General features: G+C 36.9%; 21 protein-coding genes. 4 read left to right on the top strand and 17 right to left on the bottom strand.

The features are described 5' to 3' along the window. Positions 1-5: 5 nt before the first annotated feature. From Q9B79_RS01070 to fdhF, 11 genes are all read right to left on the bottom strand, one after another. A complete protein-coding gene (locus tag Q9B79_RS01070) occupies positions 6-1,055 on the bottom strand; it encodes a P-loop NTPase (RefSeq protein ID WP_306182293.1) in 1,050 nt (349 codons plus the stop codon). Positions 1,056-1,127: 72 nt separating this feature from the next. After that, positions 1,128-1,364: a molybdopterin converting factor subunit 1 gene (moaD, locus tag Q9B79_RS01065; protein ID WP_306182292.1), complete on the bottom strand. Its 237-nt coding sequence runs from the start codon at positions 1,362-1,364 to the stop codon at positions 1,128-1,130. A 4-nt stretch (positions 1,365-1,368) separates the two neighbouring features. Continuing rightward, complete coding sequence (moaE, locus tag Q9B79_RS01060; RefSeq protein WP_306182291.1) at positions 1,369-1,833, bottom strand: molybdopterin synthase catalytic subunit MoaE; 465 nt, start codon at positions 1,831-1,833, stop codon at positions 1,369-1,371. Further along, positions 1,814-3,121 (bottom strand): molybdopterin molybdotransferase MoeA, encoded by a 1,308-nt coding sequence (gene moeA, locus Q9B79_RS01055; protein ID WP_306182290.1) that lies wholly within the window; start codon positions 3,119-3,121, stop codon positions 1,814-1,816. Before moeA ends, moaE begins: the two co-directional genes overlap by 20 nt. 18 nt (positions 3,122-3,139) lie before the next feature. Continuing rightward, complete coding sequence (locus tag Q9B79_RS01050; protein WP_306182289.1) at positions 3,140-4,156, bottom strand: molybdopterin-synthase adenylyltransferase MoeB; 1,017 nt, start codon at positions 4,154-4,156, stop codon at positions 3,140-3,142. 24 nt (positions 4,157-4,180) lie between these two features. Continuing rightward, positions 4,181-4,960, bottom strand: coding sequence for a formate channel (locus Q9B79_RS01045; RefSeq protein WP_048562610.1), 780 nt, complete (start codon positions 4,958-4,960; stop codon positions 4,181-4,183). A gap of 202 nt (positions 4,961-5,162) precedes the next feature. After that, a complete protein-coding gene (gene moaA / locus Q9B79_RS01040; RefSeq protein WP_306182288.1) occupies positions 5,163-6,179 on the bottom strand; it encodes a GTP 3',8-cyclase MoaA in 1,017 nt (338 codons plus the stop codon). A gap of 20 nt (positions 6,180-6,199) precedes the next feature. After that, complete coding sequence (fdhD, locus tag Q9B79_RS01035; protein ID WP_306182287.1) at positions 6,200-6,997, bottom strand: formate dehydrogenase accessory sulfurtransferase FdhD; 798 nt, start codon at positions 6,995-6,997, stop codon at positions 6,200-6,202. 16 nt (positions 6,998-7,013) lie between these two features. Next, entirely contained in the window at positions 7,014-7,358 is a 345-nt protein-coding gene (locus Q9B79_RS01030; protein ID WP_306182286.1) for a Na-translocating system protein MpsC family protein, read from the bottom strand. 116 nt (positions 7,359-7,474) lie between these two features. Next, positions 7,475-7,957 (bottom strand): helical membrane plugin domain-containing protein, encoded by a 483-nt coding sequence (locus tag Q9B79_RS01025; protein ID WP_306182285.1) that lies wholly within the window; start codon positions 7,955-7,957, stop codon positions 7,475-7,477. A gap of 12 nt (positions 7,958-7,969) precedes the next feature. Further along, entirely contained in the window at positions 7,970-10,909 is a 2,940-nt protein-coding gene (fdhF, locus tag Q9B79_RS01020) for a formate dehydrogenase subunit alpha (protein ID WP_306182284.1), read from the bottom strand. Between the two features lie 449 nt (positions 10,910-11,358). On the opposite strand from fdhF, the gene Q9B79_RS01015 reads away from it, so the two are divergent. Genes Q9B79_RS01015 through Q9B79_RS01005 form a run of 3 tightly spaced genes read left to right on the top strand, consistent with a single transcriptional unit; the run spans position 11,359 to position 15,128 of the window. Then, positions 11,359-12,897 (top strand): spore germination protein, encoded by a 1,539-nt coding sequence (locus tag Q9B79_RS01015; RefSeq protein WP_306182283.1) that lies wholly within the window; start codon positions 11,359-11,361, stop codon positions 12,895-12,897. Next, positions 12,894-13,991 (top strand): endospore germination permease, encoded by a 1,098-nt coding sequence (locus Q9B79_RS01010; RefSeq protein ID WP_306182282.1) that lies wholly within the window; start codon positions 12,894-12,896, stop codon positions 13,989-13,991. The genes Q9B79_RS01015 and Q9B79_RS01010 overlap by 4 nt, the downstream gene beginning before the upstream one ends. Next, complete coding sequence (locus Q9B79_RS01005; RefSeq protein WP_306182281.1) at positions 13,992-15,128, top strand: Ger(x)C family spore germination protein; 1,137 nt, start codon at positions 13,992-13,994, stop codon at positions 15,126-15,128. Between the two features lie 80 nt (positions 15,129-15,208). Here the strand turns inward: Q9B79_RS01005 and Q9B79_RS01000 are convergent, their stop codons facing one another. The 5 genes from Q9B79_RS01000 to Q9B79_RS00980 form a co-directional block, all read right to left on the bottom strand. Next, entirely contained in the window at positions 15,209-15,343 is a 135-nt protein-coding gene (locus tag Q9B79_RS01000; protein WP_001116177.1) for a hypothetical protein, read from the bottom strand. 57 nt (positions 15,344-15,400) lie between these two features. Next, entirely contained in the window at positions 15,401-18,763 is a 3,363-nt protein-coding gene (locus Q9B79_RS00995; RefSeq protein ID WP_306182280.1) for a tubulin-like doman-containing protein, read from the bottom strand. 78 nt (positions 18,764-18,841) lie between these two features. Next, entirely contained in the window at positions 18,842-20,941 is a 2,100-nt protein-coding gene (locus Q9B79_RS00990; RefSeq protein WP_306182279.1) for a vWA domain-containing protein, read from the bottom strand. Between the two features lie 257 nt (positions 20,942-21,198). Next, positions 21,199-21,537: a VOC family protein gene (locus Q9B79_RS00985; RefSeq protein ID WP_306182278.1), complete on the bottom strand. Its 339-nt coding sequence runs from the start codon at positions 21,535-21,537 to the stop codon at positions 21,199-21,201. A 72-nt stretch (positions 21,538-21,609) separates the two neighbouring features. Continuing rightward, on the bottom strand, positions 21,610-21,945 hold the full coding sequence (locus tag Q9B79_RS00980; protein WP_306182277.1) for a hypothetical protein: 336 nt from the start codon (positions 21,943-21,945) through the stop codon (positions 21,610-21,612). 133 nt (positions 21,946-22,078) lie between these two features. Here Q9B79_RS00980 and Q9B79_RS00975 point away from each other — a divergent pair, with 133 nt between their 5' ends. Then, the gene (locus tag Q9B79_RS00975) at positions 22,079-22,471 is read left to right on the top strand and encodes a hypothetical protein (RefSeq protein WP_306182276.1); all 393 of its coding nucleotides are present in this window, start codon (positions 22,079-22,081) and stop codon (positions 22,469-22,471) included. A gap of 40 nt (positions 22,472-22,511) precedes the next feature. Here the strand turns inward: Q9B79_RS00975 and Q9B79_RS00970 are convergent, their stop codons facing one another. Then, complete coding sequence (locus Q9B79_RS00970) at positions 22,512-23,231, bottom strand: class I SAM-dependent methyltransferase (RefSeq protein ID WP_306182275.1); 720 nt, start codon at positions 23,229-23,231, stop codon at positions 22,512-22,514. Positions 23,232-23,240: the final 9 nt, after the last annotated feature.

Genomic DNA, 23,240 nt, shown 5'->3' with positions numbered 1-23,240 from the left:
CTCCTCTATCCTTTATAAATAATATCTTCTGCTAACGATGTAAACACTTCTCCAACAAGAGAATCTTCATCATATACAGATGAACCGCTATTTTCTTCACGTTTTGCAAAAGGTACTTGTGCGATTACTTCTGTTTGCAATTGTTCTGCTAACATTTCGCCGCCGCCTTTTCCAAACAGATAATTTTTCGATCCATCTTGTTCTTCATAATAAGCCATGTTTTCCACAATACCTAAAATCTCGTGTTTCGTATATTTTGCCATTACGCCTACCCTAGATGCTACGAATGAAGCTACATTATGTGGTGTTGTAACAATAATTTCTTTCGCCTGCGGAATCATTGCTGCAACATCAATAGCAACATCTCCTGTACCAGGTGGTAAATCAAGAAGTAAATAATCTAATTCTCCCCAGTGCGTATTCGCAAGGAAATTTTGAATCCATTTATTTAACATCGGTCCGCGCCACATAACCGGATTATTTCCTTCTGTAAAAAATCCCATCGACATGATTTTAACACCGTAACTAATAACTGGAATTGCTGTTTGATCAATCATCGTTGGTTTTTGATTCGTTTCCATCATAGCTGGAATGCTAAAACCATATATATCTGCATCTAATATCCCCACTTTTTTGCCCATACGAGCTAAAGCTGTTGCAAGATTAATTGTTACAGTTGATTTTCCGACTCCACCTTTTCCGCTCGTTACAGTAATAAATCGTACTCCTGAATCAGGACGAAGCATGCTCGGCATACCAGTTTCTGTTCTACTATTTTTCTTTAACTTTTCTGTTAGCGCAGCTCGTTCTTCTTGTGTCATAGAACCAAACGTCAAATCTACTTTAGATGCACCTATTGCATGCAGAGACTCTTCCACATCTTGTTGAATTTTTGCTTTTAACGGACAACCTTGAATCGTTAGCACTACTTCAAGTTTAACCTCTGTTCCATTCATTTGTATATTTCTAACCATGTTTAACTCTACAATACTTTTGTGTAGCTCCGGATCCTCTACATGTTTTAACGCGTTCATTATTTGTTCTTGAGTAATCATTGAACTCGTCCCTTCTCGTATTCGAATTTATATACAGCATCTTCTTGGCTCGTCATCTCGTGAAAAAGCTTATTACCCTCCGCTAACAGGCGGAATGAATGCGACTATATCTCCAGCTTTTATCATCTCTTCATTCGTTACAAACTCTTCATTGACTGCTACCATTACAGTATCTAACGACTGCAAATGATAGCTTTCTTTCAACCATTCTTTTAATTGCACTACTGTCATTTCTTGTTTTTCTAAAATGACTAATTCATCCAATCCGACTTCCTCACGCAAATTTGCAAACAGTAAAATTGTAATCATTTTCTCATTCTTCCTTCTTCGGTTTTCCTGCTGGATAGGGTGTATTTTCAAGTTGATCGCCAATCCACATCGTCCCATCTTCCCAAAATTCTTTTTTCCATATTGGGACGATTCGCTTTATACGTTCAATTGCGTATTCATTCGCTTCATAAGCTACTTTGCGATGCGGTGATGAAACTGCAATGACTACCGCAATATCCATTATTTCTAGCCGGCCTACTCGGTGCGTAATTGCTACTTTTGCGTCCGGCCACTTTTCATTTATTTCTTCACCAATTCTTGTAAGTTGTTTTATTGCCATCGGTTTATATGCTTCATACTCTAAATGTAGCGTTCGTTTTCCTTTTGTTAATTCTCTCACTGTACCAATAAAAGTTGTAATCGCACCTGCCTCTCTTCTTGCAACTTTATTCGTTACTTCTTCAACTACAATCGGTATATCAACAATCTCAAATAGCACTTGTCCCATTGGAACCACCTCTCACTTTGCGAAATGTCCAAGGCCATTCACTACCTTCGTTATCTTCCAATAAAAGAACATCCACAAACATATCTTTTTTATATCCTCTTGTCCCACCTGGTAATACGATAAAAACATTCGATTCTGCTAATGAAGAGACCGAGCTAGATTTATCAAATCCTGAAGGACAAGCAATTAACTGACCTTCGTTATATGTCAGTTTCGCTCGTACAAATCTTGTAAATGGATTTGGCTTTAGAAAGTCTTCTCCTAATAACGCTTTTTCTCTCTTTACATGTGCTTTTTCACTAAACATATACGTCCGAATACAAGGTCTTACAAATAATTCAAACCCTACGTAACAAGCAGATGGATTTCCTGATAAACCAAATAATAACTTGCCATTTAATTGTGCTACAGTCGTAACACTTCCTGGCCTCATTGCAACTTTATTGAAAAGAACAGATGCACCTAACTCTTCATATATAGCTGGTAAATAATCGTAATCCCCTACTGATACACCGCCTGTTGTAATGAGCATATCTACTTGGCCAAGCGCTTCTTTTACAGCTTTGAAACATGTATGAAAATCATCGCTAAACTTCCCAAAATATTTTACTCTTCCGCCCGCTCTTCGAATTTGAGACAATATCATATACGTATTACTGTTTCGGATTTTCCCTGGCTGTAATGAATCGTTTACGTCCAGTAATTCACTTCCAGTCGCTAATAGTCCAATTACAGGCTTTCTAGCCACCGGTACCTCGCTATACCCAAACGTAGCAAGAAGAGCTGAAATACCTGGATGAATGTATGACCCTTTCTTTGCAAGAACCGTGCCTTTACGAGCATCTTCACCTTGAAAAGAAATATTGTCGCCCGTTTTGAATGATCGCTTCACTTCCATATATTTGTTGCCATCCTCCTCATATTGACGAGTTAGCTCTAACATAACAACCGCATCACACCCATTCGGAATTTGCGCTCCTGTCATAATTCGAACTGCTTGAAATGGACCTACTTTCTCATCGAATAGCGATCCTGCACCGATTTCACCCACTACTTCAAATACAATTGGAGTTTCATAACTTGCTAAATCCGTATCTTTTGCTCTAATAGCAAATCCGTCATACGGCGAACGATTAAATGACGGCACATCATGGTCAGCTACTAAATCCTTTGCTAATATACGTCCATAAGCTAATTCAATAGGTAGTAGCTCCTTTAAGCCGTTATGAGCAAATCCCATCACTTTACGAACAGCCTCTTCAACTGTGATTGGTACTCTTCTTTCCATTGTTGACAACCCTTTCTATTAGCCGAATACGCGATAATATAGTTGTTTCGCTTTCGAAATATCATTTGTGCCATGAATAAAAACACGACCATCCCGAAAAACAACGATGCGGTACTCATCTAATTGGCAAGATAGTAAATACGGATTCCGATCTACTTCCCCCACTTTTTTTAATACTTTTTCTATATCATCAAAATTGTATTTTCTATTGTCTACTGGTCTAATTTGAACTGTATTTCTTCCGCATAAAGCAGCTACCTTCGTTTGATTTTCGTATAATAAATAAGGATAAATGCGATTCAAACCGCATGAAGAGCAATTGTCTGTCTTGATTTTCCCTAGTTTTATAAAATGGTTTTGATTACTCCATATATCAAACATGAAAAATGTTTTTCTAATTGCTGCAAAATCTTCCACTAAAATTTTGAGTGCTTCCGCCACTTGATATGCTGCGACGATTTGTACAGTCGGGCTAATAATTCCAGCTGTATCACACGTCACACCTGTAACTGGAACGTTCTTCAGCACACAATGTAAACACGGTGTCTCTTGCGGAATAATTGTACAACTCATACCGTACGAGCCAACGCAAGAACCATATACCCACGGGATATTATGCTTTTGTGATAAGTCATTTATTATAAATCGGATATCGAAATTATCTGTTGCATCAATGATTACATCGACATTTTCTAATAGCCCTTCCAAGTTTTCTACACACGCATCCATTACGAAAGCATGTATTTGTACTTCCGAATTAAGTTTTTCTAGCCGATTTTTAGCAGCGATTGCTTTTGGCAATTTCTCTCTTGCATCTTGTTCAGAGTACAATTGTTGCCTTTGTAAATTACTCCATTCAACGTAATCACGATCTATGATCGTCAACTTGCCAATACCTGCACGTACGAAACTTTCGGCACTTGCACTTCCTAATGCGCCTACTCCTACAATTAACACATGTTTATTTCGAATTTTTTCTTGCCCTCTACTCCCAATTGGTTTAAACAAATGTTGTCGTGAATACCGCTCAGCCATTCCATACCCTTCCTCTCACGAACTCTATTTCATATTAGAATGTTGTTTTTGATAACAAGCAAAGTACGCAAATCCAACAAAACCAGCTCCGCCAATTACATTTCCGATAAAGACAGGAACAAAATTTTTAGCAAGATCCATCCATGTCAAATGACCTGCAAAAATAACTGCTGAGATGACAAACATATTTGCTACTACTTGTTGAAATCCAATCACTACAAATGCCATAATTGGAATCCAGATTCCGATTATTTTCCCGACAAAATCACTCGTTCCATAAGCCAGCCAAAGCGCCAGACAAACGAGCCAATTACATCCAATCGCTAAAATTAAAGTTCTCCCAAACGATTCATGTAATTTCCCTTCTGCTATCGCTACCGTTTTATTTAAATAATCTCCCTCTGTTAATCCGCCGAGATGACCGAAACAATACGCTACGAAAATAGCTCCTACAAAATTCATGAAAGTAATCCAAACCCAATTATTTAATACACTTACCAATGTAATTTTCTTTGCATATAGCGCCATAGACAGGGACATCATATTTCCAGTAATTAACTCTCCTCCTGCTAATACGACAAGCATGAGTCCAACAGGAAAAACCGCTCCTCCTAAAACATTCACTAAACTCCCCCAGCGTTCAGGTAAATTACCTAAAACGCGAATGTTAAGCAAAAAACCAAGCGAAATAAACGCTCCTCCTAAAAAACCGAGAATAAGCATTGCTGGCAAGGTCTGACTTACTTTTTGAACACCGGCCTCAATTACAAGCTCAGCAATTTGTTCCGGTTTATGAAATGCCATTACTAATTCCTCCATTTTCTCCAAATAAAAAAGCAGCTTCAAAAAGCCTCCTCAAAATAAAGGTTTTTGAATGCTGCTTAATTTCTCTGCACATCTTTTACAAAGATATCAATCATCACTTTTACTATAAAATAGAAAATCTACAAACGTTGCACATTTTCCATTTTGTATATACTTCATCATAGCGTCACTTATATATATATCAGCCACCAATATGTGACATTTCAATTTTAGGTGCTCTTTCCTTACTTGTATTACTTAAACGTTCATCTGAATAACGATCTTCTCGGTTGTTCCATATATCACGTACAATATCTGTTATTTCCTCATCAGTGTATCCAGATCGAAGCAGTTCTCTCAAATCATTTCCTTTAGAAGCGAACAAACAAGTATATAATTTTCCTTCTGCAGAAATACGACCTCTCGTACATGAGGAACAGAAAGAATCGGTTACCGATGAAATAATACCTATTTCCTCTTCACTTCCAATATAACGATAGCGAGTTGCAACCTCACCTGCATAATTCGCTTCTATCCGTTCTAATGGCATAACTTGATGAATGGCATCTACTATTTCTTGTTTAGATACGACCTCTTTTAACTCCCAACCGTTATAATTTCCAACGTCCATATACTCAATAAATCGAAGAATATGTTTATTTCCCTTAAAGTATCGCGCCATCTGTAAGATGTCCTGTTCATTTTCCCCCTTTTGAACGACCATGTTTATTTTAATTTTCATACCAACTTCAGCTGCAGCCTGTATTCCTTCTAGTACCCTTTGTACCTTGCTTCTATTGCCGTTTAAATAGAAAAAACGCTCTTCTTCTAAGGAATCTAAACTAACTGTCACACGTGGTAAACCCGCCTTATATAAATCAGGAGCAAACTTTTTCAGTAACGATCCATTGGTTGTTAAGCCGATATCCTCCACACCATCAATTTTATTCAGGCGCTCAATAAGCTGCGGAAGACCTCTTCGCAGTAACGGTTCTCCGCCCGTAATTCGTAACTTTCTTACACCTAAAGAAACAAAAATACGTGTTATCCTTTCAATCTCATCAAAAGATAAAATTTTATCATTAGACAAAAACGAATAATCAGGACCAAATATTTCTTCCGGCATACAATAACGGCAGCGAAAATTACAGCGATCAGTAACAGAAATACGTAAATCCTTTAAAGGACGTTGTAGTTTGTCTAATGTGACAGATTTCATATTTATTGCCTCGCTTTTACTTATTTTATATTTAAAATACGCTCTGGATGCGTATATACATTTAAGGATTCATTCCGAATAAATCCTATCGTAGTAATACCTAATTCTTCTGCTAGCTGCAAAGCCAACTCAGTTGGAGCTGATTTTGAAAGTATAATTTCACAACCAATCTTTGCAACTTTCAATAATATTTCCGAAGAAATACGACCACTAAAAACAATGATCTTATCGCTTATAGAAATATTATTTTTTAAGCAATAACCGTAAATTTTATCTAACGCATTATGTCTACCGATATCCATTCGGCTTAAAATAACGCCATTCACATCACACAAAGATGCATTATGAACACCACCTGTATGATGAAATGTCTCTGCAGATTGCTGCATTTCTTTCATTAATCGAAAACAGTCTTTGGCAGCAACCTGTACATGTACACCATTCATTTTTTTCGCACTTAATGCATCATTTGCAAAAACAAACCCTTGTCTACTCATGCCACAGCATGAAGTAATATAACGTTTATTCTGCATTTGTTCGTAATACGGATTCACTTTTGTCGTCGTGACATGTACAAACCCTTCTTTCTCTTGTACCCATATGTCATCAATATCTTCATATTTTCGAATGATTCCTTCAGATGCTAAGAAGCCTATTACCATATCTTCTATATATTCTGGAGTACTAACCATTGTAACAAACTCCTGTCCGTTCATTTTAATCGTGACTGGAAACTCTGTTACAATGCTGTCCTCTATACGCTTAAACGCCCCTTGTTCATAACGAAAGATTTCTCTTTCTACCTGTATCGGCTTCACGATCAGTATCCTTCTCTCACGTTATATTTTTATCAAAAACAAATACCGAAACTGCAATATCTTCTTCTACTTTCATATCTGAAAACAAATTCACTAATTTCGCTCCAACAAGTTCCTCCAAATGTTCACGAGAATTTGCAGCATATACTTCTTGAATCATTTTCGTTCTAGCCATATGAACCATTTCCGAACCGTCCATCGTACTTGAAATGAATTTCTCAGTAGGTGTTAAGTTTCCGTAAAGAGTCGCAATCGCCATATTTTCAGCAAAAACAGTATGAATTCGTTCTGGCCCTTTTCCGAAAAGTTCCTTTCGAAGTTTTCGAATCATATCATTAAATTCATGTACTTTTTTTGACATACAATTATACCTCCCAAAAAACCTCATTTTACTTTATTATATATTTTACCAAAATGAGCCTTCCGCCCAAACTATTTCGTACAAACATTTGGGCGAAAGGATTCACTTCGTGAAGGTTACTCGTCTTTTAACCCTTTACCCATACCTTTTAAGAAATGAAGCCCAAATCCGATAGCACGGTTAATGTCTGGATCTTTCAATACTTTCATAAGATCGAATACCCCTACTTTTTTATTACTCTCTAGATGTTCATTACCTTCTTCTAACCCTACTAATAAGCTACCTATAAGCTTTTTCGTAAGTTCCGGATCAAGTTCTGTTAAAGCACCTGCAGCCCCCATCATATTATTAATTAAATTTGTAACAGGCTCACGAGTCACTTGGCCAAGAACAATTTTTGCGATTGGCTCTTTCGCCTTTAGCATAGAATTAGCTGCTTCTAACACGCCAATATCATTCAATTCCCCTACTATGTTAAACATTTGATTTAGAGCGTCTTCATTATTAGCTAGAAGCTCTTTTAAATCATCTAATTTTTTCTGTTTTATTTCTTCCTCAGTTAATTCTTGTTTTTGAATCATTTTTATAGGTGCAGCCATATTTTTCTCCTCCTACTTATCCGTTAAATGCACATACCCTGGACGTGCCCACTTACGATGTACCTCAATGCCAGATTGAGGATGACGTTTTTTATTACGCGGATTCGCTTTTGGCATCGGATTTTCACCCTCAACTTCCAGCACTTCCATACGCACTTTCGTCTGTTTATAAGCAGGTGTGTTCGTACGCGTATCAACGGCAGGACCTGTTAAGAAATTAATTGCTGTTTCATTATCTGTAGAGTTCATCGGTAAATATAACTCATTCGCTTTTACACGATCTGTTACAAGTGCACGTAATTTTAACGCTCCAAACGGAGAGACGAGACGGACTAATGAACCAGTTTTTACTCCACGTTCTTTTGCAAGTACTGGAGAAACTTCAACGAAAACGCCAGGCACTTTCGTTTGAATACCTGTTGATTTATTTGTCATATTCCCTTCATGGAAATGCTCAAGCATTCGACCGTTATTAATGTGAAGATCGAACTCGGCCGGGAATTTAGCTGGACGTACCCAGTCAGCAATCGCAAAACGAGCTTTTTTATCTGGGAAGTTAAATCCATCTTGGAAAAGTAGTGGTGTATTCGTACCATCAAAACTTCCCCAATGGAAACTATTCCATCCTTCAAGTACTTCATAGTTTGCTTGCGAGAATAGTGGTGATAAACGTGCCATTTCAGCAAAAATTTCACTTGGATGACTATAATTCCAGTTTGCACCTAATTTATTCGCAACTTCCTGCACGATCCACCAGTCTGGCTTCGCATCTCCAAGCGTAGGAAGAACTTGATACAATCTTTGAACACGACGCTCTGTATTTGTGAACGTACCTTCTTTCTCAAGAGACGGCGCTGCTGGTAATACAACATCTGCATATTGAGCAGTTTTAGAAAGGAAAATATCTTGCACAACGAAGAAATCAAGGCTTGATAACACTTCATGTACATGGTTCGCATTAGAGTCTACAAGAGCCATATCCTCTCCAACAAGATACATAGCTTTCATCTTCCCTTCGTCAATTGCGTGAAGCATTTCAATGTTATTAAGACCTGGTTCACTATTAATTTTCACTCCGTAAGCCATTTCAAATTTCGCACGTTCCATATCGTTCGTAACATGCTGATATCCAGGAAGCCATCCTGGTAAAGTACCCATATCACAAGCACCTTGTACGTTATTATGACCTCGAAGCGGATATGCACCAGCACCTGGACGGCGATAATTACCTGTTGCAAGTAGTAAGTTTGAAATCGCAGCGGAAGTATCAGATCCACCTGTATTTTGCGTTACCCCCATTCCCCAAAGGATACATGTACCATCTGCATCACGAATCATTTCAGCCATTTGAATCAGTGTTTCTTTTGAAATACCAGTCATTTCTTCTGCATATTCAAGTGTATATGCTGTAAGGCTCTCTTTGAAATCTTCAAAGAAATTTACATTCTCATCAATAAATCGTTGATCGTGCCAGCCTTGATCAATCATATATTTCGTAACAGCCATTAACCATACTTGATCTGTTCCTTGTTTTGGACTAATAAAGACATCTGAACGCTCTGCCATTTCTGTTTTACGAAGATCAGCCACAATTAATTTTTGTCCGTGTAATTTATGTGCACGTTTAATACGTGTAGCTAAAACAGGATGACCTTCTGTCGGATTACAACCTACAATAATAACAAGACCAGATTGTGCAATATCTTTAATCGTTCCAGCATCTCCGCCCATACCAATTGTACGGAATAATCCGTCTGTCGCTGGTGATTGACAATAACGTGAGCAGTTATCAATATTATTCGTTTCAAATACTTGTCGAGCTAATTTTTGAATCACATAATTATCTTCATTCGTAATTTTAGATGAAGAAATAAAACCGATAGCATCTTTACCGTACTCTTCTTTAATCGCTCCTAATTTACTTGCAACTACATTCAATGCTTCTTCCCATGTAGATTCAACAAACGTTCCATTTTTACGAATTAAAGGTTTCGTAATTCGTTCTTTAGAATTTACGAAGTCCCAACCGAATTTCCCTTTTACACAAGTAGAAATTGCATTAACCGGCGCATCAGAAGAAGGTTGTACTTTAAGAATTTTACGCCCTTTCGTCCACACTTCAAATGAACAACCTACACCACAAAATGTACATACTGTTTTCGTTTTCTTCGTACGAGTGTCACGCATGGCCGCTTCCACTTCTGATACCGCAAAAATACCGCTATATCCAGGCTCAACCTCTTTAATTAAATCTACCATCGGTTCAAGAATATCTGGTTTTAACCCTGTCATAAATCCAGCTTCACCGAGCATCGTTTTTTCCATTAAAGCGTTACAAGGGCAAATCGTTACACATTGACCACAGCTCACGCAGGAAGAATCATTAATATTTACTCCTTCATCCCAAATAACTCGTGGGCGTTCTGCTTCCCAGTCTATTGATAACGTTTCATTTACTTGTAAGTTTTGACACACCTCGACGCATTGACCACATGCAATACATTGATTAGGGTCATAGCGATAAAACGGATGCGTCATATCCACTTCACTTACATCTACTTTCGGTTCATAAGGATATTTTTGATGTTCGATTTCCATTAATTCTGCTGTATTATGCAATTTACAGTTCCCATTGTTGTTGTCACATACTGTACAGTATAGTAAATGATTTTCTAATAACCGATCCATCGCCTCTGTTTGTGCTTCTTTTGCACGGACAGAATTACGTTCAATATTCATACCTTCTGTCACTACTGCCGAACAAGAGCGCATTAACTTTCCGTCAACTTCTACAATACAAGTGTCACATGTTTGAATAGGATCTACTTCTGGCACGTAACAAATTTGCGGATGTTCAATCCCGTTCTCATTAATCACACCCAATATCGTTGAACCGGGCTCTGCTGTATACTTTTTTCCGTCAATTGTAATATGAACCATGTTGTTATTCATGGTCTTTCCCCCTTTTTGAGAATAAAAAAACTCCACCACGAAAATATACGCACCACATTTCGGCACGTTATTATCATGGTGGAGTAGTTTATTAGCACATCTTGCTAAAATACCAATCCATTTATTCATAAATAAAACGATAGATTCATAACAGGTCATATCACGATTCCATCTTTAACACTATAATTATAGCGTTAAAGTTAAAAATATACAATATAAAATTTAAACTACGCATATGTCCGCATAGAACCATCCATAATAACCCATATAAAGTGAAACTTTAATCAGTGGGGGTTTTCTTCATCCCCCACTGATTATCAGCCCTCACCAATCGGACTTTTATGGGCAGTTGATCCCCCACCTAAATTCTTTGCTTTCGCTGTATTTTGAGATGGGGGTCTTACTGCCCATTAAAGTGGGATAATACATAGCAAGGAGTAAGCGAACAAATGGGGTCTTTTAATAAATGGATACGTGGTGAAAAATCTTTTTCTGCACAAGAGCAAGCTGATCACCTATTAAATAAATCTATCTCTTCTTCTCTTTCCCTCAATCTAAAGCACTTGTCCAAGCTGTTTAGTGGTATTCCAGAATTAATTACACGAACCTTTCCGTTAAAAAACGGAAAGGAAGCTGCCCTTATATATATGGAAGGACTTGTAGACAAAACCGTTATTAACATCGATATTCTTCGCCCACTCCTATTTAAAGAGTGGAATGAAGATAATTTTTGGGAATCTTCCGTTACAATCGGAAATGTAAAAAAAGTTCAGCAATGGTCAGACATTGAACAGTCCCTTTTACATGGTAAAAGCATTTTATTTATAAACGGACAGCTTACAGCGTTAGAACTTGATACACAAGCGGCGCCAAAACGAAGTATTGAAGAGCCTACAACAGAAACTTCCATAAAAAGCTCTCACGAAGGATTTAATGAGGTCGCGAGTGACAGTCTTGCACTTATTCGTAGATATATCCCAAATCGCGAATTGAAGGTGAAGGAATTCACTGTTGGTGAACGAGCTACTTCAAAAGTTTTTTTGCTTTATTTAGCAGACATTGCAAACGAAGATGTCGTACAAGAAATGGCATGCCGCATCAAATCAATCAAAGTAGATGCCATTCTTACTACTGGAGAATTAGAAGGGTTTGTTGAAGATAATTCCTATACTCTCTTTCCGCAATTATCTATCACCGAACGCCCTGACACAACGGCCCATCACATTTTGAACGGGCGAATCGCTATTGTTGTGGATCGCTCACCAGGCGTATTAATTGGACCTATGACCTTTTCATCTTTTTTTCAAACAATAGATGATTACAGCTTTAGACCAATCATTCCATCTTTCATACGATTACTTCGTTTCACCGGATTATTTATTGCAATATTTGCTCCAGCTCTTTATATTGCTATGATTTCCTTCCATTATGAAGTGATTCCACTTAAATTATTGTTAACAATTGGAGAATCTCGAGCAAAAATTCCTTTCCCGCCTATATTAGAAGCACTTTTGATGGAATTAGTACTTGAAATGCTACGCGAAGCTGCAGTTCGACTTCCCGGTCCCGTCGGACAAACAATTGGCGTCGTAGGAGGGATTGTCATTGGACAAGCTGCAGTTCAAGCAGGAATCGTAAGTAATGTTATGGTTATTGTCGTATCTATTACCGCAGTCGCTTCTTTTATTATCCCCAACCTAGAAATGTCAGCAGGAGTTCGGATTCTTCGCTTTCCAATGATGATAATCGCTTCTTTATTTGGAGTCATTGGAATTATGGTTGGGATGGCAGTCATCATCATCCATATTCTTTCTATGGAATCACTTGGTGTTCCTTACGGTAGTCCTTTTTCTCCGTCATTTGCGTCGGATTTAAAAGACATTCTTGTACGTTTACCATGGAAACTGATGAAGAAACGACCACTATCCCTTAACTTAAAACAAGAAAATCGACAACCGGATATAGAAGAAAAGGAGGAAGATGAGTGACAAAGCGTGCAAAGAGGGAGATTAGTTTATTTCAATACATTTTAACGATTAGTGGTGTTCAAGTAGGATTCGGTGTACTTACACTGCCACGTGAAGTAGCACAAGGGGCGAATACAGATGGCTGGATATCTATTATTATAGGATGCGCTATCACTACTTTAGTCAGTCTATGTATTGTAAAAATCATGGAAAAACATCCCGGTTATCATTTACTCGATGTGCTAACTCGTTATCTTGGGAAATGGTTAGGAAGAGTAGGAATGATTTTTTGGATTTTATATGCTGTTCTTGCAACTGTTTCCTTAATTTTTTCCCTCTTATACGTTATTCACATATGGATTTTACCTAGATCCCCGATGTTTTTAATTATGATGTTACTATCTATTCCAATGGTTATGCTCGCATGTAAAGGTGTTCTTATTATTAGCCGCTATGCTGTTTTTACTGTCTTATTTACACTCTGGATGCCATTACTATTATTTATCCCACTTAAAGATGGGCATTGGGTCTATCTTCTTCCTCTCCTTAAAGAGGGATGGACACCAGTTTTCAACACAGTAAAAACAACTATTATTGCCTTTCTCGGATTTGAGTTTGCATTCGTCCTTTATCCTTATCTCAGTAATAAATCATCTGCAAAAAAAGGGATCGTTATTGCAAATATGATTACTTTATTCGTTTACCTGCAAGTGACGTTCGTTTCTTTCCTTTATTTTAGCCCAGATGGTATAACTAAGTTTTTATGGCCTACCCTTTCTCTCGTTACACCATTTCACTTTTCTTTTCTGGAACGATTTGAAATTATCTTTTTGTCATTTTATCTCTTTATCATTTTTGATTCTTGCATTCCTTATATTTTTACTGCTTCAGATGGAATCAATCAATTACTTAACAAAAAAGGGAGTTCATTACCTATTTGGTTTTTAGTATTCGGGTGTACTTTCATTCTATTCTTTTATATCCCTTCCTCTTATCAAATAAGTGCGTTGCGAGAATTTTGGGGAACTGCAAGTTATTTTATCGTTTTTCTATTCCCGGTCATATTTCTGTTATACATGACACTTTATCAGCATTGGAAAAGGAGAAAAATTTAAATGAGACGCTTTATTCCTTTCATTATATTTTGCTTTCTCATAACATTTTTAACAGGCTGTGGAGATCGACTCGACTTAGAAAAACAATCTATTTCATTAATTTATGGTTTTGATGCAAAAGCAAAAGGAAAATTAATGGTGTACCACGTAAACCCTATTTTTAATGAAGATGTAGAAAAAAAGTTCGAAACTCATGAAGCAATAGTACATACACCTCGAGAAGCAAAAGCAACGTTTAATAGCTCAAGTAGCGGTTTAGTATCTACAGAAAAGTTACAACTCATTTTATTTAGCACGAAGTTTTTAAAACAAGAAGGAGCTATGCCTTACCTTGATGTTTGGTATCGCGACCCTAAAAACACAGGAAATATGCGTATGGTTGCAGTTGATGGTCCAATTTCTTCCGTTATATATAATAACTTTAAAGATAAGCCTGCCCTTCCCGAGTATTTAACAGATTTAATTAATACGAACAAACTATACAATCGAACCGCGTTTACGACATTCCATGAATTTCATAGGCAAACGTTTAATAAAGGTATAACACCTGCTATCTCAGAAATAAAAAAAGGAAAAAAAGATGTGATTGTTACTGGCTCTGCACTATTAACTTCTCGCGGAATTTATAAAATGTCTTTAAATCGATATGAAAGTGCTCTTCTTCTTATGTTACAAAAGAAAGCAAATATACCAGTTTCGCTTACATTGAAAATCCCTTCTACTTCAGTTGAAAGTAATAGTGATTTAAAAGATACCGATGGCGGCGATTTCGTAACAATCAATGTTCTGAGCATAAATCGTGATATCCATACACACTATAGCAATAACCACTTCAAATTTAATGTTAAAATGGATTTAAAAATTGCTGTATCTGAACTTACATTCAACATGGATATAGACAAAGATAGAAAGAAATTAACTTCTCTTATTACAAAACAACTAAACAAAGACCTGAACGATTTAATCCATAAAATTCAAAAACAACAACTTGATCCATTCGGATTTGGTGATTATGCAAGAGCGTTTCAATATAAGAGATGGAAAACAGTTGAAGATGATTGGCCGAGCGCCTTTTCAAAAGCTAATGTGAAAATAACTCCTACTATTAAAATTTTAGAAAACGGGATTATTAAATAGTAAAAAACACGCTACTGACTCTTATACGTTTAAAGAGTAAATAGCGTGTTATCATTTTTATTTTGAAGCTTCTTATACAGTTACACTTCTGTCTCTTGTTCTTCGTTTTCCACTTCTTCCAATCTTTGCTGCTCTGCAAGTTCAGCTGAAATCATTCCATAATAAATTTCTGGATACAATCCAAATATTTGATACACACTTCCTAAAAATGGCATCGGAATCCCTCTTTTCTAAAGTTGTATTGCCACTTTTAAGGATTCCCTATTCATTCATTATACATTCGTTTTTGACGTTTCCTCTTCATCATGAACGCTTAATAAATTTTGCCACTTTTTATAAGGAGCACTATTTGGATCTACATATCCTTTCGCGTACGAACGATCCCACAATTGTTTAATAAACATCTCTTTCTCTTTCTTTGCAACCATATCGGCACCTGTACCGTAATAATTTTGGAAATATAACTCAATTTCATCAAGGAATAGCCTTAGTAATTCATCAGAAGTTTCTTCTAATGTTGGGTCATATTTCGCTTCACGGTCATACATTAAAATCATATCTAATATATTATGGACATGCTCTTTACGAAGCCATCTAATATCTTGAGCGCCTAATACAAACGGATGTGTATATAAATGTCCACCTTGTATCATCGCCTTTTCTTGTTCTTCTTCAAATCTGGACAAGATGTTTTCATAAATAAACGGATTATGAAGCAACGCTCTGTGTAATTTATAACTTTCACTTGAAATATTTTTCCCCATTGATTGAATTAAAAAGCTACGTCCAACGCCGTTATATTGATATACAAACTGGCCATCAACAGCAACTAAACTAATCCATCGATACATATACGCGTATAGTAGAGCACGATTACATTTATCATAATCTAACTTCGTTTGCGTTGCATTTAAGTCTGGCATAAATGCTGGTAAGTGCCAATACTTATCTAAATGCGGCGTTAAACTAGATTTTTTACTATTCAACTTGTTTACACGGCGATAGTACGACTGAAAATAATCACCTTTATCATTCATAAATCCATTTGCAATATGTCCAGACGAAAGCTTAGGAAAGTCTTGCAACGATAAACCGTAATGTGCACGATAGCAAATGACTTCAAATGGCGAGAAAGCTTCATGTACTGTATCCTTTTCTTTAAACATTTCTTGAATTAATTCCTCTTGCAGTTCTTTCTTTAAAGATGGATGTATACCCCAATATTGTAATTCCCTATGATGTGAAACTTTCGGCACGAATGGACTTGCTAAATGGAACAAGTCTTCAATTTTTTCACGGACATATTCATCACGATCACGCTTCTTATAATCCGCTTCTTTTCTTAGTGCTTCAACGATATTCAACTCTAATTTATCGCGATAGCGTATTTGTAATTCATCGTAGCAATAACTTAGTATGTGCTCACGATAAAAGTCTTCTACCTTTTTGGATTGAATCTCCTCCGTTTTCGCATCCCGGCAATATTCCCCGTATAAACTCATATAAATTTCTGCAGATATATCTTTCGGTAATACCCCTAAATTTAAATGTTGCTGCATATCTTGCCATATCTTTTCTTGCAACTTCTCTTCCGCTAATACGTATACATTCGTTGGGTTTGTTTTCCCTTCAAATTCCTTGCTTCGTTTTTGAATTTCAAACAATAAATTTTCACGTGTTTCGTGTAAATTATCAAAAAATCTTTCCCAATATTGAATCATTTTATTAACCGCTTGATATAGCGATTGATAAACGAGTTCTAATAGCATTTCTTTACGATACTCGTTTAATTTGTGTACGTACTGCGTTACAATATCTTCAAATTCTTTTTTAAACAAACGCTGCTGATTATTAATCATTTTTCCAAACCAGCCTTGTTGCTGCGCGATTTCTACTCGGCGCACAGCTGTTACCGTTCCATCAATATTACTCACATTAAATTTCTTATCGTAGTTTTGAATTAAATTGCGTTTTTGTTCATTATTTTCATGTAGTCGATTCATTTTCTCGACTAACTGCTTTCGAATTTCATACAACATAAAACGAGCTGATACTGGATGAACAGGATCTGTTTTCTTTAAAAACCATGTATTTAATTGATAGGACTGTCCCTCAGAGCCACTTGGTGAAAAACGGTCTGATTCAATCATGTCATATAAAAGTGTCGTTACATGTTCATGTACACGGCTCGGAATCGCATACGCATATAAACGAACCGCATGATCCACCCTTGCTACTTCACCTTTCATTTGTTCCATCATTTTCAATTTCGCAGCTGAAATTTTACACTCATGCTGTAGACGATTTAATTCCTCATCTTTTTGCACCGTACGCTGTACATAGCTTTCTACAGCCTCTAAAAACAGTTTAGATTTCGCAACGCCAACCTTACCGCCTTCTGCTCCTTCACGCGTCTCATTGTACATTTGTCTATAGAAAATATGAGCCTGCTCTGGGCGAGTAGCAAGATGTTCTAAGTCTTCTAAATAACTTTTCCCGCGCTCTGGCTTTTCACGCTGCATACCACGTTTTACATCTTGATCGTATCTTTGTTTCTTCTCTTGAAACAGTTGATCTAAATGAAGCCACGATTCATCTAAACCTTGCACAGCCCATTTTAAAGCACAATATTTTAACACGTGCTCATACGGATAAATAATTTTTGCCGTTCCTGCCCCGCAATACCGCCCTTTCCCGCTCGATTCTGCTAATTGCTGAATTTGATTATCTTCCTGTGCAAAATGGTTTGCAGACATCGGACTAAATAACTGTAAATAAATTGTATTTGCCATTTGCTCCATATAATCTGATAAATTGTGCAGATGGTGTCCGTGTAGGTTTTCGTAATCGTATAAAAAACAATAATTGTATGGTAAATGATGTTGTTTAATCGTATGATTCGTTCTTCCATCTTCATCTACTTGATCAGGACGATATTCTAATTCAATCGTCACGCCACCGCGCTTTGATAATTCTCCAGTAGAGCCGAGTGTAATGGCATGCAATTCTTTTAACGAGGCATAGCCGTTTGCTTGCACCGTTTCAAACTCTTTCGCACTAACGGTTCTAGTCTTCACTAACACGTCCGGCATTAGAAACGCACCACGTATTAAAATGTTGTGATGTTGCAGTTTTTTCCGAAGCATTTCACGTAAATATAGTGCAATTTGTAGAAACATCCCTGAACCTGTTCCGCCCGCTAGTGATGTTACGATAATGACACGCACTCCATATTCCGTTTGATCGCTTGTAACCGGAAAAATTTTCTCAATTTCTTGCCAAAAGGACGTCAATTTATCTTCTTTCATCGCAGCACGTAACGCTAAACGGGAAATAACACGTAACTGTCCTGCCCCTTCTGTCAGTGGTTTATCAAGTATAGTCGGGTCCATTGGAAACCACTCTGGAATCGTTGGATCTCCCGCAATATACTCTCTTGGCGTTTTACTCGAACTCGTTTGCGTCTTAAACTTTCGAATATGATCAAATTTACTCAATGTATTCACATCTGTATCAAATACATGCATTGCTACCTTTTTTCGACGTTCCTCAGGCAGCCTTTCATATATTTGATGTGTCACAGTACTACCGATTCCACCTAAACCAATTAATATTGTTGGAACTTGTAACGTCATGTGAACCACCTTCCTATTCTTGCTTGTTTGAAAAAAGGAGGGAGAGAAAGCAAAAATCCTCCCTCTTCACCCTATCTACTATTCACACTCGTACCGATAAATTTCTTTACCGTATCCTCTATCAATTACTAAAAGTTCATTTGGATACAGCGTCTTATGTTCCATTCCAACCTCATCCTCTGTTATAAACATCCCATCAATAATCATTCCTACTACTTGTGACTCTTTCGCTACAAATATCGATTTCGATCCTTTCTTTGCTATAAACGTAACAGATTGTACTGTCTTCCTTTCCGCTCTAAACGGAATGCCAAAATAATGTTTCCACCATTTATTTTTAAGTAATTCTGGCTCAGATTGATATAACCAATCTTTCGCTACTTCTTGATCCCATTCGTAATATAATAATGCTTTCCGATGAAATCTTGGACGGACAATCCATCCTAAAACGATTATCCCTACTATTAACAGTAATAAAGTGATAGGAATAACAAACTTAAAAATAAGCGCATATTTTTCATAAAACGGTGCATTTTGAATATGAAGTGATATTTTTTTCTTTACTTCTTGTAATTTTGAATCTTGTACTACGATGGTAGCTTCTACGGTGCCGGTATCTGTGAAATTGAATGTGTCGGAGTAATGAGGGCGCGGATAAATATAAATTTGATTACCATGTTGTTTTATTTCATAGTTGATTGATTGTTTAGATGTGACACCAGTAGATTTTAATAGTTTCTTTACAGCCTCTTCTGTCATCGGCTTACCATCTAACTGTGGTTGTATAATAAACGGTTTACTATTCTCTAAATTTGTTACTTTTTCTTCATAATCTTTCGTAATCGTTTGTAGTGATAATTTTGGTTTTTCCGTTACTTCGATTTTAAATTCTTTCGTCTGTCTATAAAAACCCTTTATGTTCATATGAACTTTCCCACGCACTAGTCCTTTATCAACCTTCATTTCGTAGTAAAATACATGTTTTTTATCGTCCCACTTCATCGGGTACTGTTCTCCGTCTATTTCTACTTCTGCCTGAAAATATGAAGATTGAATTGGTAATTCCGTAGGCTTCGCTTCAATAACAGCAGTAACACCTTCGTACATTTCTTCCACATTTTTTTGACTACTATCCTCTTTGTCATAAGTAGAAACGGTATAGTTAAGTGCCGGTTCAACTAGTACCTGTAATCCTTCTTTCTCAATATCTCGATCCACCTCTATCGTATACGTTCCTGGTTTAATAACTTCCTGATTTTCCGTACTGATATGAACTATATTTCCGAATAATTTCGCTTCTCCTGGTGCATGTATGGAATAAGAAGATTGTAATTGTAACGGTTTAGAGATTTGTGTGACTTGGTAATTAGACAAAGAAGGCGATTGTCGTACAAGCGTCATACGCTTTAACGGAAATGGTGTTGTAATCTCTACTTTCTTCCCTACTACTTTCGTTTTTACAATCGATTCAACTGAAGAGAACGGATCACGATTTGCAACTAATGCTGCCACTTGATTGACGCTTTTTACAATACCATCCTCTCCACTAGACGGCATCGTAACTCCATTTATCTCTTTCTTCCATATTTCTTTAAACGTATTTAGTTGTACCTTTTCTTGCTGTCCTAAATCCTCTTCCATCGTAATTAAAATTGGATGTAACGATATCTTTTTTGCATCCATATCCTTCTTAAACTGTGCTAACTTCTGCAAAATTTGTTCTTTTCCGCCAACCTTATCTTTCTCTAAATCATTAAATGCCCCGTCAGTTAAGACAATAAGCCAAAATTCACGTTTCCCATCTATATCTGCTTCCTTTTTTATAGATTGCATCGCCGTTTCTACTGCGCTAAACGGAGTATTTAAATACGTTTTCCATGCTCCAATTCCCTCAATTTCTGTTTGTCTCTTATCCTTTGTTAACGAAATGTTTAATGAATCATTCGGCTTGCTCATTGGAACATAAGAAAATTTATCTTTTTCATCTAATAGCGCAACTAAACTTTGCAAAGCGTAATTGGCATATTTCCAGCGATCGTTATTTCTCATGCTGCCCGAATCATCATATACAAGTGAAACGACCCTTTCCTTTGCCTCCTCTCCTTTTGCAAAAGTCCAAAAAGGATGTAACCATATAAATAGAAACAACATGAATGTGGCACAAATTCGAATTTTCATGATGAGGCTTCGCCACCTTTGTAGACAAATTCCTATGTTTAAATTTATGAGAGGATACAAGATATATGACTTGTATTTTAGGACAACTAACTCAGCATAACTTTATTATGTAAACAGTTATACATACTGAATATGATCCCTTCTAGCATTTTCTATCCGATACTATAAGTAAAAAAAGCCTGTTTAAGCTCTACACTTCAAACAGACTTTTCCTACTTTTCATATTGAAAACAAATAACAAAAAGTTTGATTTTGAATTAACACATCACTTCTATTGTAAATCCACCAGGTGCTTCCACGTAAAATGTATACGCATGTGCACGTTTAGGATCCTCAACCAAAAATCCATCTTCCTTCAATCTTTCATTTATCTTATCTACTTGTTCATTATTTTCTTGTGGAAATCCTACATGAAATGTTTTTGGATAATGTACGTCTTTTCCTTTCATTAACGTTAATGTAAACCCATCATTATCACGCATAACCGCAAAGCCATTTCCCCTTGCCCCGCTACAAGTTAAACCAAAATATTTTTCTAAAAACTCTCTAGTAGCTGCTACATCTGAAACTGTTAAATTAAGATGTTTAATTTTCAAACCGCCACCTTCTTTCTCAATTTTCTAACATATTTTATCATACAAATAAAAAACACGCCTTCACAGCGTGTTTTATTGCTTCACATACACTTCAACAATTGGATCATCTTTATGATCCGCATGTAAGCGTATATTCTCTTCACTTGTACTATAAATGCTAGCTAATAACATAATCGTTAATACATTAGGAGTTTTTGCATCGCTCCCGTATTTCCTTTCAAGGGCTTCCTTATATTCAAAATCCAAATCCCCCTGCACATATGTATACACTTCAAAACCATCTTCTAAATTACAAACTACTGTATCGATAATATCTGCTCCTACTTGCCTCTTCATTTCCTCTCGTAATGCTTCAATAAATTCTTCCCACGGTACTTCATATGTCTGAAACTGATCTGTCGATTTCATGCTCTTTCCTCCTTATATATCATCTTCCTATATTTCCCCTTTCCTATAACAATTATGATAGATAGGCATTCGTACAAGCCGCACTTGTCCCCCTTACATATCGTATTACTGTAATGCGGAAGGAGAAATGAATATGCATAGACAAAAATGTTACGATACGTGCCGACGTTATTTCGGTAAAGTCGTTCGAATTGAAGATGTTGATGGTCGCATTCATTTAGGTAAAATAATTGATGTGACAAACAGCTCTGTATGGATTGAGCCAGTGCAACAGCGCTCATCTTTTGATACTGGATTCGGATACTATGACGCATATGCAAACGGTGGTTGTGATCTTTGCGGCGGCCTTAGCAGATGTGATAGTTGCGGATTTGGTTGTGGTGGTGGATTCAGTGGCTGTGGATGTGGCGGTCGTGGTTGCAGTAGTTGCGATGGCGGCTGGGGAGGCGGCGGTTGTGGATGGGGTGTTGAACTCGGATTTGGTTTCATCTTCGGAATTACATTAGCTGCATTATTTTTCATTTAACATAGTAAAGAGTTGACTACCTTTAGCCAACTCTTTTCCGTTATTTTTCACATATAAAAATACGGTGGCCCAAAATATGTTGGTACATAAGCCGTACATTTTCATGCTGCATCCATGCCTCATATAACTCATTCGGAATAAATTGTGATACATTCCATTCTGGCTCTTCTATATAAGCAGAGATTGTTTCTGCAATTGTACCACCGCCAGCAATAGTAACCCGCTTAAAATTTGCTTTCTGAAATAATTGTACCCACTCGCTCTCAGTTAATAGTTCTTGCATCCCGTATAATTGAGCGATTTTTTCTTCTTCACCCTTACCAATGTGCCTATCAATAATCATTTCAATGACAACAAGCTTACCATCCCTCTGTAATACACGATAGCACTCCGAAATAACCTTTTCTTTTTCTGTAAAAGCGAGTATAGATTCTCCGAGTACGAACTCAAATGATTCATGCAAACAAGGTAATTGCTCTACATTCCCTTCAATTAATTGAATGTTTAATCCTTCAAACGACCATCTATCTTTCGCCTTTTGAATCATAATCTCATTCTTTTCAATCGCCGTTACTTTATAACCACATTCTTTTGTCATATACGCCGCTGTTTTCCCCGTACCGCAGCCGAGTTCAAGGACATTTGCTCCATATCTAAAAGGCAATTGTGCTAACAATTGTTTTGTTAACGTAAAACCACCAGGATGAGCACTCCCTATTCCGTAATAAGCTAGGAAATCGATATAAGTATTTCGTTTCATAGAATTCTC

Source organism: Bacillus sp. MHSD_36, assembly GCF_030757775.1.
Lineage (GTDB): Bacteria > Bacillota > Bacilli > Bacillales > Bacillaceae_G > Bacillus_A.
This window is presented reverse-complemented; position numbering and strand designations above follow the sequence as displayed.